Genomic DNA, 17,052 nt, shown 5'->3' with positions numbered 1-17,052 from the left:
CCAGGTCGGCGTCGCCGTCGACGCGGCGGCAGTTCGCCGCGAAGACGATGCACGCGGTCACCGTTCCGACGGATTCGGGCGTCACGGTTTCGAGCGTGCCCTCCACGGTGCGGACCGAGAGGTGTGCTGCGTGGCTCATGCGCATGAGAGCCGTGTCGTCGCCGAAACCCCCGCGGGCGACCAGGACGTCGTTCATGAGCACGACTATAGGCAGCCCGGCATACCCTGCGGTGCCTTGCGGACCGACGAATTGTCAGTTGCCCATCCAGCCGACTTGACAGAAATGTATACAGCAGGGCTTTGTCGCCGAATCGTCACCTGGCGTTCACCCGCAGGCGTCCGACGCCCGATCCGTCCAGCAGGATTCGTCCTGAGCAGAGTGCTTCAGAAAGGTCCGTCAGAGCAGGATCCAGGCCGCGCTGAGGCCGATACCCGCGAGTTCCAACGGTTCGTGCGCGCGCAGCGTCGACTCCGGGTCGTGACGCAGCGCGTCGGCCGTTGCCTCGTCGACGAGGATCTGACTCGCCGCGGCGGCGTTCGTCAGGCGTGCGGCGCGGTTGACCGTCGTGCCGTAGATGTCGCCGAGACGCGCGAGCACACGACCCGTCGACAGACCCACGCGCATCTGCGGCAGCAGGTCGTCGACCTCCGACATCTCCTTGAGCGCACGCGCGATGCGCGAGGCGCCCTCCGGGTCCTGGTGCGAGAAGAGGATCTCGTCACCGACCGTCTTGACGACGGCGCCCCCGTGCTCGCTGACGATGTCCGAGGCGACCGCCTCGAACCGCGTGACGAGCGCCGCGAGATCACTCTCACTGAGCTGACGCGCGAGGCGCGTGAAGGAGACGAGGTCGGCGAAACCGACGGTGCGCACGACACCGAGGTGCGTCTCGGGCTGCGCGTCTGCCAGCAGGCGCGCGAGGGCGACGCCGACGTTGCGGCGCCACACGTAGAGGAGCAACGGCTCGAGGTCGTCGACGAGGCTCGCCATCTCCTCCGCTGCGGCGCGGGCGAGGGGCTTGCCGCCGCGCGGGCCGCCGTCACGCTGCGCGAGCATGTCGACGACGAGTTGCACCTGCCACATCGCGAGTCGGTCGGTCGTGCGCCCCAGCGCACGCGCCAGCCCGAGGAGGGTGTCGACGTCGAGATCGTGCGCGGCCGTCATCGCGGACACCGCGCGCAGGGCGTCGAGGTCGGTGTCGGAGAACGCGACGTCCGCCTCACGCGAGTTGGCGAAACCGAGAGCGCGCCACACGCGACGGGTGTCGTCGGCGTCGACCCCGGCGTGCGTCGACAGGTCACGGCGCTTGTAGCGGCGCGGCGCGCCCATGAGGCGTCGCTCGACCGCGTCGATGAACATCGAATCGTCGGAATCGAGGTGGGACACCGGGTCAGCCATCACGTCTCGCCTTCTGCCTCGTACCGATCACTCGTCGGCGTTCCGCCCGTGTGGCTCGCCGGCCTCCGCGCGGCCGCCCAGGCGGGCATGCACGACGTCCGCCACCGAGTACGCCATCGTAGGCGCTGAGCCTGGACGCGCACCGGGAACGGTCGTCACGAGCCGCCCGCCGTCGTCGATGCCGACGCCTCGCCGCCGCGCCACCTTGCCGTCGGGGGTGTGCACGTCGACGAGGCTGCCGATCGTGCGACAGTGTCGACGCACGCTCTCGCGGGCGGCCGCGAGCGCCACGGGTTCGCACCAGGCACGCGCGGCACGGGCGACGTGCGCAGCGACGGCCGCGAGCACCTCGTCACGCGCGGCGTCCAACCCGACGAGTGACGTCGACGTCGCCGTGTCGACGGGCAACTCGCCGCGCTGCTGAGCCACGTTCACCCCGACGCCCGCGACGACGAGGTTGCCCGACGCCACCTGACACAGGACGCCGGCGACCTTGCGCCAGTCGCCGCTCGCCCCGCCGGTGCCCGGGCCGGCGTCGGCGTCGGCGCCGCTCTCGACGCCGTCGTCATCCCACACCAGGACGTCGTTGGGCCACTTCGTGACGAACTCGACGTCCGCCCCGCGCTCGTCGGCCAGCTGCGCGAGGGCGGCGCGCACGGCGTCACCGACGAACAACGGCACCCAACCCCACGTCGCCGCGTCCCGTGGCAGCGGCAGCGTCATCGAGACGGTGACGGCGGCGCCCGTGGGCGTCACCCAGGCCCGATCGAGGCGTCCGCGCCCGGCGCGCTGGCGATGGGCGGCCACGAGGTGCCAGCGCTCGGCGGTGTCGAGGGCGACCACATTCGTCGAATCGACCTCGTCGAACAGGTCGACGCGAGCCCACCCGTCGGCACGCAGATCCCGCGCCATCCCTGGCGAAAAGGCTACTGACGAGTTCGTGTTCGAGGTCACGTGACAAGGTTAGGCTGTCGCCCATGACGCTCGACGACGTGCCCCCGGACACCTCCCTCGATCTGCACACCACGGCCGGAAGGTTGAAGGATCTGGCGAACCGCACGGAGGAGGCGGTGCACGCCGGTTCGGCCCGCGCGGTGGAGAAGCAGCACGCCAAGGGCAAGCTGACGGCTCGTGAGCGCGTCGAACGGCTGCTCGACGAGGGCTCGTTCGTCGAACTCGACGCCCTGGCGCGTCACCGCTCGACGCAGTTCGGGCAGGACAAGAACCGCCCCTACGGTGACGGCGTCGTCACCGGCTACGGCACGGTCGACGGGCGCACGGTCTGCGTGTTCAGTCAGGACTTCACGGTCTTCGGCGGCTCCCTCGGTGAGGTCTTCGGCGAGAAGATCTGCAAGGTCATGGATCTCGCGATGAAGCTCGGCGCACCCGTCATCGGCATCAACGACTCGGGCGGCGCGCGCATCCAGGAGGGCGTCGTCGCGCTCGGTCTCTACGCCGAGATCTTCCGTCGCAACGTGCACGCGAGCGGTGTCATCCCGCAGATCTCGCTCGTCATGGGCCCCTGCGCCGGTGGCGCCGTCTACTCCCCCGCGATCACCGACTTCACCGTCATGGTCGATCAGACGTCGCACATGTTCATCACCGGCCCTGACGTCATCAAGACGGTGACGGGTGAGGACGTCGGCTTCGAGGAGCTCGGCGGCGCGCACACGCACAACTCGCGCTCCGGCGTCTCGCACTACATGGCGAGCGACGAGGACGACGCGATCGAGTACGTCAAGGCGATGCTCGGCTACCTGCCGAGCAACAACATGGACCCGGGGCCCTCGTTCGAGGTCACCGCCGACCTCGAGATCACCGACGCCGACCGCGCGCTCGACACGCTCGTGCCCGATTCGGCGAACCTCGCCTACGACATGAACGACGTCATCGCCGCCGTCGTCGACCCCGCGGATCCTGACGATGCGGGCTCCGGCCCCGACTTCCTCGAGGTGCAGCCGCTGTTCGCACCCAACATCATCTGCGGGCTCGCGCGCGTCGAGGGGCACAGCGTCGGCATCGTCGCAAACCAGCCGGCTCAGCTCGCCGGCACGCTCGACATCAACGCGAGCGAGAAGGCGGCGCGTTTCATCCGCTTCTGTGACTCGTTCAACATCCCGATCCTCACGCTCGTCGACGTGCCCGGCTTCCTGCCCGGTACCGACCAGGAGTGGGGCGGCATCATCCGCCGTGGCGCGAAGCTGCTCTACGCCTACGCGGAGGCGACGGTGCCGCTCGTCACCGTCATCACGCGCAAGGCGTACGGCGGTGCGTACGACGTCATGGGGTCCAAGCACCTCGGCGCCGACGTCAACCTCGCGTGGCCGACGGCGCAGATCGCCGTCATGGGTGCGCAGGGCGCGGCCAACATCGTGTACCGCAAGGAGCTGACGGCGGTCGCCGAGAACGGCAGCGCCGAGGACGTCGAGAAGCGTCGCGCGCAGCTCATCGCCGAGTACGAGGACACGCTCGCCAACCCGTACATCTCAGCCGACCGCGGCTACGTCGACGCGGTCATCCCGCCGCACGAGACGCGCGTCCAGGTCGTCAAGGCGCTGCGGGCGCTGCGTCACAAGCGCGAGGACCTGCCGCCCAAGAAGCACGGAAACATCCCGCTGTGAGCGAGGCAACCGAGAGCCCGCGCCCGACGATCCGGTTCGTCAGCGGCGCGCCGACCGACGAGGAGATCGCCGCCGTCACTGCTGTCGTCCTGGCGCGAGCGGCTGCGGCGTCGGGCACTGAATCATCCGCCCCGGTGCGTTCCATGTGGGGACGCCCCGCGCACGTCCGCCACGCCCGTCCGCGCAGTTGGGCCGAATCGCGCCTGCCGCGCTGAGGCTCGCCTTCGGCGGATGATCGTTGCCCGGAATCGCGTCAGAGGTGACGCGATTGCGGGCAATGATGCTCAGCGCAGCTTGGCTTCGAGCTTGGCCTGGTAGCGCGGCGCCATCACGCCGGCCGCGACGACGCGTTCGATGATCGCGCGGGCACCGCCGGTGTAGGCGCGGAACACGTCGACGACGGTGACGCCGTGCTCGGGCACGTCGACGACGTCGACCATGTCGCCCGCCGTGATCGTCCCGGGCTCGACGACGCGGGTGTACGCGCCGGGCCGTCCGTGGTCGGTGAAGCGCTTGACCCAGCGCGGCTCGTCGATCGCCCAGGCGAAGGTTCGGCAGGGAACGCGGGGGCCGGTCACCTCGAGCAGCGCGGTGCCCATGCGCCAGCGGGTGCCGATGACGGCGTCGTCGACGCGGACGCCCCGCGTCGTGACGTTCTCGCCGAAGGCCCCGTCGGGAATCGAACGCCCTAGCTCGGCGCCCCAGTGGTCGAGCTCCTCACGCGCGACCACGTACACCGCCTGCTCGCTGCCCCCGTGATGCTCGAGATCACCGACGTGGTCACCGCTGACGCCGCTGCGCCCACCCGCCTCGCGCGGGCCGGGGTCGGCGACGCCGATGCTCGCGACGGGTCGCTTGCGCATCCCCGTGCGGTGCTTCTTCGCATCCCACACCTCTGGTCGGCCGATCTGGACACCGACGACGACGAGCTCTCCACCTGCGGTGGGTGACGTGGCGTCGGCCCGCGCCGCTGAGGTGGAAGCCAAGTCCGTGGACGCCGCGGTGGAGCTCGCGGACTCCGCCGAGCCGGATGTCGGTGACGCGGCCGTCGTCGCGGTGGATTTCGCCTGCTCCTCCGAGCCCGATGCCGAGGCCTCGGCCGACGCCCTCTGCCCCGCTGCCGCTGCCTTCACCGCACCCGCCGCAGCGGGCCGGGCGTCAGGATCGGGGTGAGCTGGACTCATCGGCGGCGTCGTCATGGGCGTCAATGTACTTGCGCGCTGTGACGTGCGTCGCGTTGGATCGGTACATGAGCACCTCGAGCGAGCCCCGCGCCACGACCCGTCTCGACGAGATCGCGGACGGCTACCTCGACGCGTCCGTCGCGCTGTCGCCGATCGAGGCAACGGCGCTCGGCATCCCGGGCCAGGATCATCTGCTCGACGACTTCTCCCCCGACGGTTACGCGGCCGCGTCCGATCTGCGTCGCTCGACGTTGTCGGCGCTGCGCACCGCGTCGGCGCAGGACGACGTGGACGCCGTGACGCTCGCCGCGCTGCAGGAGCGCCTTGAGCTCGCCGAGGAGATCCATGACGCCGGCTACGACCTCGCCGACCTCAACGTCATCGCGTCGCCGCTGCAGATGATGCGCGACACCTTCGACCTCATGCCGACCGACAGCGACGAGGACTGGGAGACGATCGCGCACCGGCTGCGCGCCGTCCCCGAGGCGCTCGACGGCTGGTTCGCGTCGCTCGATCACGCCGCGTCGCAGGGCATCGTCGCGGCGCAGCGCCAGATCGAACGCTGCAGCGAGCAATGCGCCGAGCACGGCGGACGCGACGGGTACTTCCTCTCGCTCGCCGAGCGCGCCGCCGTCGAGGGTGGTGGCGATGCCAGCGCGGTGCAGGACGAGGTGCGCGAGGCTGCCGCGCTCGCCGCGCGGGCCTACGCCGACGCAGGGGCGCGGCTGCGCGACGAACTGCTGCCGCGCGCGCCCGAGCACGACGGGGTGGGGCGTGAGCGGTACGCGCTGCACAGCCGCGAGTTCCTCGGCGCGCGAGTCGACCTCGAGGAGACCTACCGCTGGGGTCAGGACGAACTCGCGCGCATCACCGACGAGATGTCGCGCCTCGCCGAACGCATCGCGCCCGGCGCCGGCGTCAAGGGCGCGATGGCCGCCCTCGACGCCGACGACGCGTACGCCCTGCACGGCACCGACGCGCTGCGCGCCTGGATGCAGGCGAGCGCCGACGCCGCCGTCAGCGCTCTGGCGGACACGCACTTCGACATCCCCGACCCGGTGCGTCGCATCGAGTGCATGATCGCGCCCACGTCGTCGGGCGGCATCTACTACACCGGCCCGAGCGAGGATTTCTCCCGCCCCGGACGCATGTGGTGGGCGGTGCCGAAGGGCGTCGAACGGTTCGGCACGTGGCGCGAACTGACGACCGTCTACCACGAGGGCGTCCCCGGCCATCACCTGCAGATCGGGCAGACGATGTACCGCTCGGGCCTGCTCAACCGGTGGCGCCGCATGGGGTCGTGGACATCCGGGCACGCGGAGGGCTGGGCCCTGTACGCCGAGCGCCTCATGGACGAGCTCGGCTTCCACACGGACGACGCCACCCGCCTCGGCATGCTCGACGGGCAGTCGCTGCGCGCCGCGCGCGTCATCGTCGACATCGGCGTGCACTGCGGTTTCGAGGCTCCCGCCGAGGTTGGTGGGGGCGCCTGGACGTACGACAAGGCGTGGGCATTCCTGTCGGCGCACGCCGACATGGCCGAGGGCTTCCTGCGCTTCGAGCTCGACCGCTACCTCGGCTGGCCGGGGCAGGCGCCGTCGTACTCGATCGGCGAGCGCCTGTGGCTGTCGCTGCGCGAGGAGACGCGTCGTCGCGAGGGCGCAGCCTTCGACCTCAAGGCCTTCCACCGTCGCGCCCTCGACATCGGCGGCGTCGGCCTCGACGTCCTGCGCGACGCCATCCTCGCCCCCTGACCCACCTGCGATTCCTATCCACCTTCGCGATTCGCGTCCCCATCGGCGAACCGCGTCCACCTTCGCGCCTCTGAGCGAATGTGAACGAAAAACGCAGATGGGGCGGGCCCCATGCGTGCCTGACGGGGTGGGAGCGGGGGCGCCGGTAGGCTGGCGCAAGCCGATGTCCCCAACCTTCGGAGCGCTACGCCACCATGTCGCCCACCCAGTCGAGCCTCGCCACGACCTCGCCCTACTCGATCGTCGCCGTCGACGCTGACGAGTTCGTCCGGACGATCCACGACGCGGGCGCGCGCGTGCCCGTCGAGCAGTCGCCCGAGTGGGCGCGCTACGACGATTCGCTGCCGGGCCGCCGTCACTGGCGCTACCTGCTCGTCCACGACGCCGCGGGCGCCCACGTCGCCGCACTGAGCCTGACGGAGTTCGCCGGCCGCACGCTGGTGCAGCTGTGGGGCAAGTTCGCCCCGATCTGGCTGACGCACGCGGCGCCCAGCGCCGCTGAGGAGCGCGCCCTGCGCGACGCCCTGGCAGCGTACGTCAAGGCCGAGCACCCCAGGGCGGCACTCGTCCGCCTGCACGCCACGCACGCGGCGCCCGACCTCACCGAGCCGCTCACCGAGGTCTTCTACGACCGTACGCTCGTGCTCGACCTCTCGCTCAGCGAGGACGAGCTGATGGCGTCGATGTCGAAGAACGGCCGCCGTGACCTGCGGTACGGGCTCAAGAACGACGCCCTGGTCTTCACCGACGAGACGGGCATCAGCGAACAGGACTTCGCCGAGCAGGTCTTCCCCGTCTTCACCGAGACCGCCGAACGCGGCCACTTCGACCTGCGTCCCGCGCAGTTCTACTTCAACATGCTCTCCCAGCTCGGCCCCGACATCTGCCGCCTCTACACGGTGCGAGACACCTCTGCGGGCGGCGCCGTCGTCGCGTGGGCGCTCGTCACCATCTATGACGGCGAGGCGCGTTACTTCTACGCCGCGACGAGCGCGGCCGCCCGCAAGAGCTTCGCTGCCAACCGCATGGTCTGGGAGTGCATGCTCGCGGCGAAGAGCCGCGGCGCGTCGACGTTCGACTTCATGGGTCTCGGCAGCGACCGCGCGCCCGCGCTCAGCTCGCTCGACGGTTTCAAGCTCAAGTTCGGCAAGGACGGCGCGCGTGACGTCCCGGGCCCGTGGGATCTCGTCGTGCGCCCGCAGGTGCTCTCCGCGTACCGTGCGTCGACGAAGGCCAAGGCCCTCGTGCGTGACGCCCGCAGCAAGGGTCCGAGCACCGTTCGCAGCCTGCCGTCGCGGACGATGCGCACCGCCTCGTCCGCCGCCACCGCCCTCGCCGCGAAGGTCGCCGGCCCCGCACGCGGTGCGACGCCGGGTCAGGGCGGCACTCCCGCGGTGCTGCCGGTCGTGCTCGACTTCACCCTCTCGGGCTACGCCCTGGCGCGCGCGTTCCACGAGCGTTACGGCCTGACGAGCGTCCTCGTCGTCCCGTTCACGACGGGCGCGACGGCCGACTCAACGCTGTTCCACGACACGCGAGAACTCGGGTTCGCCGCGATCAACGACCACGACCTCGTCCTCACCGAGATCCGCCGTATTGCCGCTGAGAACCTCGATCTGACGATCATTCCGCTGACGAACAACGACGGCTACGTGCAGTCGTTGTCGGCGAAGCGCGACACGCTCGGCACCAACGTCGTCGTGCCACACGAGAGCCCCGCGATGCTCGAGCGCATCTCCGACAAGAACCACTTCAACGCCGTCTGCGCCGAGGCGGGCGTCGCGACGCCGGGCACCGTCGTCCTCGACTTCGCCACCGGGCGCCCGAGCGCCGACGACGTCACGTTCCCCTACCCGATCATCGTCAAGCCCGCCGATTCGGCACTGCACAACGCCTTGTCGATGCCGGGCAAGAAGAAGCTGTACGAGGTCGACTCGCGCGACGAGCTCGACGCGCTCATCACCCGCCTCGTCGACGCGGGTTTCACCGGCGAGATGCTCGCGCAGGATCTCATCCCCGGCGACGAGATCCTGTCGGTCACGATGTACCGCGCGAAGAACGGCGAGATCACGCTGGCGCGCACGTCGCGGGTGCTCCTGCAGGATCCGCGCCCGGCCTACCTCGGCATCCCCGACGTCCAGGTCGTGCAGGACATGCCCGACGTCGTCGAAGCCTCGCGCCGCATCCTCGAGACGGCCGACTATCACGGCTTCGCCAACCTCGACGCCATCCGCGACCCGCGTGACGGTTCCGTCAAGTTCTTCGAGGTCAACCCGCGCTACGGACGCAACTGCTACTACGCCACCGGTTCGGGGGCGAACGTCGCCGAGCAGCTCGTCAGCGACCTCGTCGAGAACTCCCCCGTCACCGCGCCGGCGCCGTCCGACGACCTCGTCTACACCGTCCTGCCGCCGCAGACCATCGCGCGTCTGCTGCCGAAGGGCGCAGAGCGCGACGCCGCCGCGGCGCTCGTCAAGCGCGGACGCTGGGCCGACCCGCTCAAGTACGACGGGGAGCGCAACCCGAAGCACAAGGCGTACGCGCAGATCGCGGCGTGGAACCACGTGCGCGCCTACCGCGGCGCGCCGCGCATCATCGGGGGCTGACGCCGCACGCAGTCTGTCGCTCACCCACTCGCCGCCCGGTCGAGCCCGGCATCGGTCCTCACTGATGCCGGGCTTCGTCATGCTCGCGCCGGCCGCGCCACAACCCTCCCCGTCCGAGACGCAACGAGAGCTGCATCACGTCGATGTGACCTGCATCATGTACAGTTTGGTCTGACCAATAATGGTCCGACCAAAGCTGAGCCAGCCTCCCCACCCCCGCAAGGAGTCCGCGTGATCACCTACACCGCGACCCCCGACGCCGTCGGCGACAGCCTGGCGCTGTCCGCTCTCGTGGGCTCGTTGCCCCTCCTCACGTTCTTCGCGATGCTGTTGATCGCCAAGGCCAGCGCCTACGTCGCAGGCCTCGCGAGCCTCGTCGTCTCGCTCGTCATCGCCGTCGTCGCGTTCGGCATGCCGACACACCTCGCCCTGCTGTCGGCGACACAGGGCGCCGTCTACGGTCTCGTGCCGATCGTGTGGATCGTCGTCATGGCGCTGTGGTTCTACCGGGTCACCGTCATCTCGGGCCGCTTCAACGACCTGCGCTCGATCTTCGACGCGATCGGCGGCGGCGACATTCGCATCCAGGCCATGCTCATCGCGTTCTGCTTCGGCGGCCTTCTCGAGGCCCTCGCCGGGTTCGGCGCGCCGGTCGCCATCACGGCGACGATGGTGCTCGCCCTCGGGCTCAAGCCGCTCAAGACGGCCGTCGTGTGCCTCATCGCGAACACGGCGCCGGTGGCGTTCGGCGCCGTCGCCATCCCGATCACGACCGCCGGGAACCTGACGGGCCTCGACCCCGCGCACATCGGTGCCGTCGTCGGCCACCAGGCACCGTTCTTCGCGATAGCCGTTCCCTTCTTCCTCATGATGATCATCGACGGCAAGCGCGGGCTCGTCCAGGCGTGGCCCGCTGCGCTCGTCACCGGTGGCGCGTTCGCGATCGCGCAGTGGTGGTGTTCGACGTACTTCTCGTACGAGTTGACGGACGTCGTCGCCTCGCTCGTCGGGCTCGCGGCCGCCATCGTCCTGCTGCGCTTCTGGAAGCCCAAGGGCGCCGACGACGTGCGTCGCAGCCTCGACATCGAAGCGCCCGTTCCCGCCGAGGCGCTCAGCGCCTCCCGCATCTGGATGGCCGTGCTGCCCTATCTGCTCGTCGTCGTCGTGTTCGGCATCGCGAAGCTGTGGAAGCTGGGCGTCGACATCCCTGCGAAGCTCAGCGCCACCGACGTCAAGATTCCCTGGCCGGGCCTCAACGGCGAGCTCGTCAACGCCAAGGGCAAGTCGATCTCCTCGACCGTCTACACGCTGCAGTGGCTGTCGAGCCCGGGCACGCTGCTGTTCCTCACCGGGCTCATGGTCGCGATCGTCTACTCCCTGCGTGACGGCGGCGGCCGCTTCCCGCTCACGCTGGGTGAGGCGTTCAAGGAGATCGGGCGTTGCTTCTACACGATGCGCTTCTCGGCGCTGACGATCGCGTCGGTGCTCGCGCTCGCCTACGTCATGAACTTCTCCGGCCAGACCATCGCGATCGGCACGTTCGTCGCCGGGCTGGGCGCGTGGTTCGCGTTCCTGTCGCCCGTGCTCGGCTGGGTCGGCACCGCCGTCACCGGCTCGGACACCTCGGCGAACGCCCTGTTCTCGACGCTGCAGCAGACGGCCGCGGAGAAGGCCGGGCTCGACCCGCACCTCATGACGGCGGCCAACACCTCCGGTGGAGTCGTCGGCAAGATGATCTCGCCACAGTCGCTGGCCATCGCGGCGACAGCCGTCGGCCTGCAGGGCAAGGAGTCGAAGATCTTCCGCGCCGTCGTGCTGTGGTCGCTCGGCATGCTGCTCGTGCTGTGCACGCTCGTCTACCTGCAGGCGCACGCCCTGTCGTGGATGCTGCCCTGAGTCACCTCATCCTCTGAGCCCCGCATGACGGCCGGACGTATTCTGCGGATCCGCTCGCCATCCGCGACAATGTCGACGTGCACATCGCTCTTCCCATCTTCCTGCTCGTCGCGACGACGATCAGTGTCTCCGTCCTCGCGCGCCGCGTCGGCCTGTCGGCGCCGCTGCTGCTCGTCGCCATCGGCGCGGTGGCGTCGTACCTGCCGCAGGTCCCCGAGGTCCACGTCGACTCCGAAGTGATCCTGCTCGGGTTCCTGCCGCCACTGCTGTACGCGACGGCGATCCGCACCTCGATCATCGATCTCAAGCGCGACGTGTTCCAGATCGTCCAGCTGTCGATCCTGCTCGTCCTCGTGACGGCGTTCGCCGTCGGGCTCGTCTCGTGGTGGCTCATGCCCGTCGGGTTCGCCGCCGCGATGGCGCTCGGCGGTGTCGTCGCTCCCCCGGACGCCGTCGCCGCGACCGCCGTCGCCCGCCGCATCGGGTTGCCGCGACGTCTCGTCGCCGTCCTCGAGGGCGAGTCGCTCTTCAACGACGCGACGGCCCTCGTCACCGTCGGCACCGCCGTGAGCGCGCTGACGGGGTCGTTCTCGGCGAGCAGGGCCGGCCTCGCCTTCGTCATCGCGGCGCTCGGCGGCATCGTCATCGGTGTCATCGCGTTCTACGTCGTGGAGTTCGTGCAGAAGCACATCCGCGACGCCGTGACGAGCGTCGCGATCAGCATCATCACGCCGTGGGTCGCCTACCTCCCGGCGGAGGCGATCAAGGCATCTGGTGTCATCGCCGTCGTCGTCACCGGCGTGCTGCTCGGCTTCAAGGCGCCGTACTACAACACGGCGCAGGCGCGGGTCGCATCGCGGATGAACTGGAACTCGATCCAGTTCCTGCTCGAGAACATGGTGTTCCTGCTCATCGGCCTGCAGGTGTCGATGATCATCGACCAGGTCCAAACATCGGACCTCGGCCTCCAACGCACCAGCCTGTACGCGGTCGCCGTCCTCGTCACCGTCATGCTCGTGCGGCCGATGTTCATCATCGCGGCGGCTTGGCTCGGCAAGGTCTCGCGCTGGGATTCGCGCCCCCTCAGCCTGCGCGAGGGCGCCGTCGCAGGCTGGGCGGGCATGCGCGGAGTGGTGACGCTCGCCGCCGCGTTCCTGCTGCCGCCCGAGACGCCGCACCGCGAGTCGCTCGTCTTCATCGCGCTCGTCGTGACGATCGGCACGCTCGTCATCCAGGGCTTCACCCTCGGCCGCGTCGCCAACCTCATGAAGCTACGCGCGCCCGACCCGCGTGAGGACGCCCTCGCGCGCGCCCAGGTCATGCAGGCCTCCGTCGATGCCGGTGAGGCGGCGATGCGCAAGGCCCTCGCCGACGACCCGGAACTGGCGGACACCCCCGAGGCAATCATCAAGTCGCTGCAGAAGCAGGACATGCGCCGCGCGAACCTGCAGTGGGAACTGCTCGGCAACAACGACACGATGGGCCCGACGCAGCAGTACCGCATCCTGCGTCAGAAGATGATCAACGCCGAACGCGACAAGGCACTCGAGATGCGTAACGAGGGCCGCGTCGACCACGAGGTCATCGACAGCATCATGATGCAGCTCGACATCGAGGAGTCGATGATCGTCACCGCCGAGGAGCGCAACGCCGGGCTGCGCGATGCAGGCCCGCTGCTCACGCCGGAGGTTCGTCAGGGCGGCTGCGAACACCTGGAGAAGGCCGCGCACGACTACGCCTCACCCCAGTCGCACGACGGCTGCCAGGGCTGCCTGGAAGAGGGTCGGACGTGGCTGCACCTGCGCATGTGCACCGAGTGCGGGTACGTCGGCTGCTGCGACTCCTCCGCCGGTCAACACGCGACGAAGCACTTCCGCGCGACCGGTCACCCCGTCATGCGCTCGTTCGAGGCGGGTGAGGAATGGCGCTGGTGCTTCGTCGACAACCTGCCGGGCTGACGGGCGTCCGGCCCGCCTCGGCGCGCCGATATTCTTGAGCCCATGACCGTCCTCGTGCTCGCCTCGAAGTCCCCCGCCCGCCTCGCGACCCTGCGCAGCGCCGGCATCGAACCGTTCGTCCTCGTCTCCGACGTCGACGAGGACGCTGTCGTCGTCGCCGCCCGCGCGCAGCACGACGGGCCGGGCGAACTCGCCGCCGAGGACGTGGCGCTCCTGCTCGCGAACGCGAAGTGTGAGGCCGTCGCGTCGGTCCTCGCGCAGGACGAGGTTCCGGCCGAGACGCCCGACGCGTTCATCGAGGACGGCGGCATCATCCTGGGGTGCGACTCGGTGCTCGAGTTCGACGGTGCGATCCTCGGCAAGCCCGCGGACACCGCCGACGCCTGCGCGCGCTGGCAGGCGATGCGGGGGCGCAGCGGCACCCTGCACACCGGTCACTGGATCGTCGACGACCGCGTCGAGGGCACCGGCGCGACGTTCGGTGCCGTCTCGTCGACGATCGTCCACTTCGCCGACCTCGACGACGCGGAGATCGACGCCTACGTCGCCACCGGCGAACCGCTGTGGGTGGCGGGCGCGTTCACGATCGACGGCCTCGCGGGCGCCTACGTCGAACGCATCGAGGGCGACCCGCACACCGTCGTCGGCCTCGGTCTGCCGCTGCTGCGCGAGATGCTCGCCGAGATCGGCGTCGCCTGGCACGAGCTGTGGAACATGGCAGCCTGACCTGGCTCGGTCAGCAGGGGCCACCGCACGGGCGCGTGGGGAAACTCTGATCCGTCGCCCTGTCGTCAACCCCTGACGGCGAGAGCTGGCCGCACCGCGTCCGGCACAGGGCGACGCATCGAAAGGCCACTTACGGCCCCCGTGCGCCTGATCACCTGAGACACTGTCAGCGCACGAACTCATGGGGAGGAACACGATGGGCAACTCGCGCGTCGCGGCATCGCTGACGGCACTGACGTGCGCGGCCGCCTTCGCGGCAGCACCGGCGTACGGCGAGGACGCCGCGACGAACACATTCGTTCCCGGCGACCACGCGGTCGAGTTGTCCCTCGCCTCCGGCCAGGGCACGCCGCTGGCGCCGGGGCTGTACTCCTCGACGCTGCCCGTCGACGCGACGTCACGGTACGTCGAGGTCAAGCGCGGCGAGGGCGAGCGCCTCAGCGTCAGCATCAACGGCTCGGCGAGCTGGAAGGGCAACGCGTGGTCCGTCGACTCCGGCTCGCAGGGCCTGCAGCTCACGCTGACGACGGCGGACGGCGCCACGACATGCGGTTCCGACTCGGATTCGCTGACGAGCAGCGGCACGCCCGGGTTGCTCGCGACGCACGTCGACGTCGACGAGGCCAAGACGGCGCGCACGTCGTCATCGCTCGGTTCGGGCGCTGACGCCTGCCTGGCCGCGACGTCGTATCGGCTCGAGATCAAGCGCACCATCGACGGCGACAACGCCACGCCCATGCCCGTGCAGATCGCCGTGAAGCGCACGCCCCGCGTCAACGGCACCGTCAAGGTGCCTGCGGGCGAGGTGCCCGACATGACGACGCAGGCGCTCGAGGCGTCCACGACGGCGACGGCCGGTGACGGTTTCGCCAGCGCCACGATCCTGCGTCCCGGCGGGTACACGGTGAAGACGCCCATCGGCCGGCGCATGTTCTTCCGCGTGCATCTGTCGTGGGGTCAGCGCATGTCGTTCGGCTGGCAGGCGCCGAAGAACGGCACGACGTACAACCCGTCGCAGGATCTCAACCTGTCGATGCAGATGTTCAACCCCTCCCTCGTCTCCGCGACGCTGTCGGGCGCCGGGACGTCGTCGGGTTACCTGTTCGAGTCGTCGTCGGATTCGGGCTCGAAGGATCTTGGCGTCTACACCGCTCCGATCGACTACGGCAACGCGAACGTCGACTCGAGCGGCTCGGACGCACTGCAGTGGCACAGCGACCCGGGCTGGTATTACGTGGTGCTCGACGTGACGCCGTCGTCGTCGACGCCGAAGCCGAAGCTGCAGGATTCCTCGGAGTTCGACAGCGTCCTGTCCGTGCGCGTCACGGGGACGCCGAACGCGGGCCCGTCGATGGCGGTGCAGCAGCCCGAGCCGGGAAACGTCAGCGGCGTCGGCAAGTCGTCGGCTAACCCGCTGCTGTGGGGCGGCGCACTCGTCCTCGGCATCGGCGCGGTCGTCGGGCTCGGGTACGTGCTGCGACGCCGCGAGAAGCACTGACGCTCGTCGGACGCCGTCAGACGCACTCGAGCCGTCGCCTGTCGCTGCAGGCCGACGTCTTGGCTGCCCGCGTCCTGCCGGCCGGCGTCAGCCCTGCCAGGAGTACGAGCCGTCCTTCTCGGTGCAGGTGAGGGTCTTGCCGCTCGTCGTCTGGGCGGTCGTGCCGGCGTCGGCGTAGGCGCAGACGCCGCCGGTGTTGGCGAGCTGCGGGTCGTACGCGCCGTCGCCCGCGCCCCACGGCTGCCAGAGCGCGAACGCTGCCGCGATGGCCGCCGCCAGAGCGGCCGGAGCCGCGATCCACGCCTTGACGGTGGGGCGACGGCGCACCGCTGCGCCGTCGATGACCGTGGCGGGCGCCGCGGAGGAGTCCGTGAAGCCGTCGAGGGCGCGGGCGGCCGCACCTGCCTCGAGGCGGACGAACTCCCCTGACGTCGTCATCTCGGGCAGGCGGTCGGGGATCGGGCGGGCCGCCCATTCCTGCCAGGCGTTCTCCGGGAGCATGAGCCAGCTGAGGGCGTCGCGCGCGTTGGCGGGCCGCCGGTCGGCGACGGGATTGGCGAGGGCGACGAGCAGGTTCCACAGCGAGTCGGGGATACCCTCGGGGCGCGGGGGCACGTCGTCCTTGCGGACACGGATGCTCGCTCCGGGTTTGATGCCGGTCAGCATGTGCAGGCCCATCATTCCGGCGGAGTACAGATCCTGACGGGGGTCGGGATCGTCGCCCTTGGCCTGCTCAGGCGACATGTAGCCCGGTGTGCCGAGAACCATCTCGTTGCTCGTCAGGCGGGGCGCGTCGACGCTGACGGCGATGCCGAAGTCGGTGATCCACGCCGAGGGCACACCCATTCCGGTGGCTTCGAGCAGGATGTTGGCGGGCTTGATGTCGCGGTGCACGATGCCGGCGCTGTGGCAGGCGTCGAGTCCGTCGAGGATCTGGCGCATGAGTTCGGCGACCAGCGGGTAGGGCAGGGCGCCGTTCTCCTTGACGAGTTCGCTGAGCGAGCCACCGTCGATGAGGGGCATCGTGAAGATGACGCGGCCGTCCTCGCCGGCCCAGCCGAGAGGGGTGACGACGTGATTGTGCTCGATGCGCATGCCTTGTTCGCGCATGAAGCGCAGCAGCGATCCGGCGTCGGACTGGCGCAACAGTTTCGCTGCGACGAGGCGGCGCGACTTGTGGTCGTGGACGCGCCAGACGGACCCCATGCCGCCTTCGCCGATCTGGTCGATGAGTTCGTAGCGTCCAGCGAACATCTCACCCATGGGTTCGTCTGCCTCCCCGCAGCCTGCTCGAATATGGTCTCAGCTTACGTGACCACAACCAGGAACGAACCCGTGTCGCACCGAGACAGGCCCCCAGGGCCTGGCCGGAAGATGCGGCAGAAAACATTTGATCGATGATGTGACGAA

13 protein-coding genes are annotated in these 17,052 nt (G+C 69.8%); 8 read left to right on the top strand and 5 right to left on the bottom strand.

From position 1 onward, the window contains the following. The 3 genes from B2284_RS09260 to B2284_RS09250 form a co-directional block, all read right to left on the bottom strand. The coding region (locus tag B2284_RS09260) for a hypothetical protein (protein ID WP_286697407.1) at nucleotides 1–196 on the bottom strand (196 nt) is incomplete at its 3' end. Between the two features lie 201 nt (nucleotides 197–397). Further along, nucleotides 398–1,399, bottom strand: a complete 1,002-nt coding sequence (locus B2284_RS09255; RefSeq protein WP_006947388.1) for an adenylate/guanylate cyclase domain-containing protein — start codon at nucleotides 1,397–1,399, stop codon at nucleotides 398–400. A 27-nt stretch (nucleotides 1,400–1,426) separates the two neighbouring features. Beyond that, entirely contained in the window at nucleotides 1,427–2,353 is a 927-nt protein-coding gene (locus B2284_RS09250) for a biotin--[acetyl-CoA-carboxylase] ligase (protein ID WP_006947377.1), read from the bottom strand. A gap of 23 nt (nucleotides 2,354–2,376) precedes the next feature. Here B2284_RS09250 and B2284_RS09245 point away from each other — a divergent pair, with 23 nt between their 5' ends. Continuing rightward, nucleotides 2,377–4,020, top strand: a complete 1,644-nt coding sequence (locus B2284_RS09245; protein WP_006947382.1) for an acyl-CoA carboxylase subunit beta — start codon at nucleotides 2,377–2,379, stop codon at nucleotides 4,018–4,020. Then, nucleotides 4,017–4,235: an acyl-CoA carboxylase epsilon subunit gene (locus B2284_RS09240; RefSeq protein ID WP_006947331.1), complete on the top strand. Its 219-nt coding sequence runs from the start codon at nucleotides 4,017–4,019 to the stop codon at nucleotides 4,233–4,235. The genes B2284_RS09245 and B2284_RS09240 overlap by 4 nt, the downstream gene beginning before the upstream one ends. 69 nt (nucleotides 4,236–4,304) lie before the next feature. On the opposite strand, the gene B2284_RS09235 is transcribed toward B2284_RS09240, so the two are convergent. Continuing rightward, complete coding sequence (locus B2284_RS09235) at nucleotides 4,305–5,219, bottom strand: MOSC domain-containing protein (RefSeq protein ID WP_235006190.1); 915 nt, start codon at nucleotides 5,217–5,219, stop codon at nucleotides 4,305–4,307. A gap of 50 nt (nucleotides 5,220–5,269) precedes the next feature. Between B2284_RS09235 and B2284_RS09230 the strand changes: the two genes are divergently transcribed. The 6 genes from B2284_RS09230 to B2284_RS09205 all read left to right on the top strand — a co-directional run bounded on the left by B2284_RS09230 (nucleotide 5,270) and on the right by B2284_RS09205 (nucleotide 15,642). Beyond that, on the top strand, nucleotides 5,270–6,958 hold the full coding sequence (locus B2284_RS09230) for a DUF885 domain-containing protein (RefSeq protein WP_006947330.1): 1,689 nt from the start codon (nucleotides 5,270–5,272) through the stop codon (nucleotides 6,956–6,958). Between the two features lie 194 nt (nucleotides 6,959–7,152). After that, nucleotides 7,153–9,564 (top strand): GNAT family N-acetyltransferase, encoded by a 2,412-nt coding sequence (locus tag B2284_RS09225; RefSeq protein ID WP_006947347.1) that lies wholly within the window; start codon nucleotides 7,153–7,155, stop codon nucleotides 9,562–9,564. A gap of 231 nt (nucleotides 9,565–9,795) precedes the next feature. Then, nucleotides 9,796–11,460 carry an L-lactate permease gene (locus tag B2284_RS09220; RefSeq protein ID WP_006947397.1) on the top strand — a complete coding sequence of 555 codons (1,665 nt, stop codon included), beginning with the start codon at nucleotides 9,796–9,798 and terminating at the stop codon, nucleotides 11,458–11,460. A 77-nt stretch (nucleotides 11,461–11,537) separates the two neighbouring features. Continuing rightward, the gene (locus B2284_RS09215) at nucleotides 11,538–13,418 is read left to right on the top strand and encodes a Na+/H+ antiporter (RefSeq protein ID WP_006947352.1); all 1,881 of its coding nucleotides are present in this window, start codon (nucleotides 11,538–11,540) and stop codon (nucleotides 13,416–13,418) included. Between the two features lie 42 nt (nucleotides 13,419–13,460). Beyond that, on the top strand, nucleotides 13,461–14,144 hold the full coding sequence (locus B2284_RS09210; protein WP_074045511.1) for a Maf family protein: 684 nt from the start codon (nucleotides 13,461–13,463) through the stop codon (nucleotides 14,142–14,144). 196 nt (nucleotides 14,145–14,340) lie between these two features. Beyond that, nucleotides 14,341–15,642, top strand: a complete 1,302-nt coding sequence (locus B2284_RS09205) for a hypothetical protein (protein ID WP_074045510.1) — start codon at nucleotides 14,341–14,343, stop codon at nucleotides 15,640–15,642. A gap of 87 nt (nucleotides 15,643–15,729) precedes the next feature. On the opposite strand, the gene B2284_RS09200 is transcribed toward B2284_RS09205, so the two are convergent. Further along, a complete protein-coding gene (locus tag B2284_RS09200) occupies nucleotides 15,730–16,905 on the bottom strand; it encodes a serine/threonine-protein kinase (RefSeq protein ID WP_136788127.1) in 1,176 nt (391 codons plus the stop codon). Nucleotides 16,906–17,052 lie beyond the last annotated feature (147 nt).

This window comes from Dermacoccus sp. UBA1591 (assembly GCF_002322065.1).
Taxonomy (GTDB): Bacteria; Actinomycetota; Actinomycetes; order Actinomycetales; family Dermatophilaceae; genus Dermacoccus; species Dermacoccus nishinomiyaensis.
The sequence above is the reverse complement of the archived record's forward strand: the minus strand, read 5'-3'. Positions and strand labels throughout refer to the sequence as shown.

Coding starts and splice junctions, on each gene's coding strand:
- B2284_RS09205 (WP_074045510.1), top strand. CDS start 14,341: ATGGGCAACTCGCGCGTCGCGGCATCGCTGACGGCACTGACGTGCGCG.
- B2284_RS09235 (WP_235006190.1), bottom strand. CDS start 5,219: ATGACGACGCCGCCGATGAGTCCAGCTCACCCCGATCCTGACGCCCGG.
- B2284_RS09255 (WP_006947388.1), bottom strand. CDS start 1,399: ATGGCTGACCCGGTGTCCCACCTCGATTCCGACGATTCGATGTTCATC.
- B2284_RS09225 (WP_006947347.1), top strand. CDS start 7,153: ATGTCGCCCACCCAGTCGAGCCTCGCCACGACCTCGCCCTACTCGATC.
- B2284_RS09230 (WP_006947330.1), top strand. CDS start 5,270: ATGAGCACCTCGAGCGAGCCCCGCGCCACGACCCGTCTCGACGAGATC.
- B2284_RS09210 (WP_074045511.1), top strand. CDS start 13,461: ATGACCGTCCTCGTGCTCGCCTCGAAGTCCCCCGCCCGCCTCGCGACC.
- B2284_RS09200 (WP_136788127.1), bottom strand. CDS start 16,905: ATGGGTGAGATGTTCGCTGGACGCTACGAACTCATCGACCAGATCGGC.
- B2284_RS09245 (WP_006947382.1), top strand. CDS start 2,377: ATGACGCTCGACGACGTGCCCCCGGACACCTCCCTCGATCTGCACACC.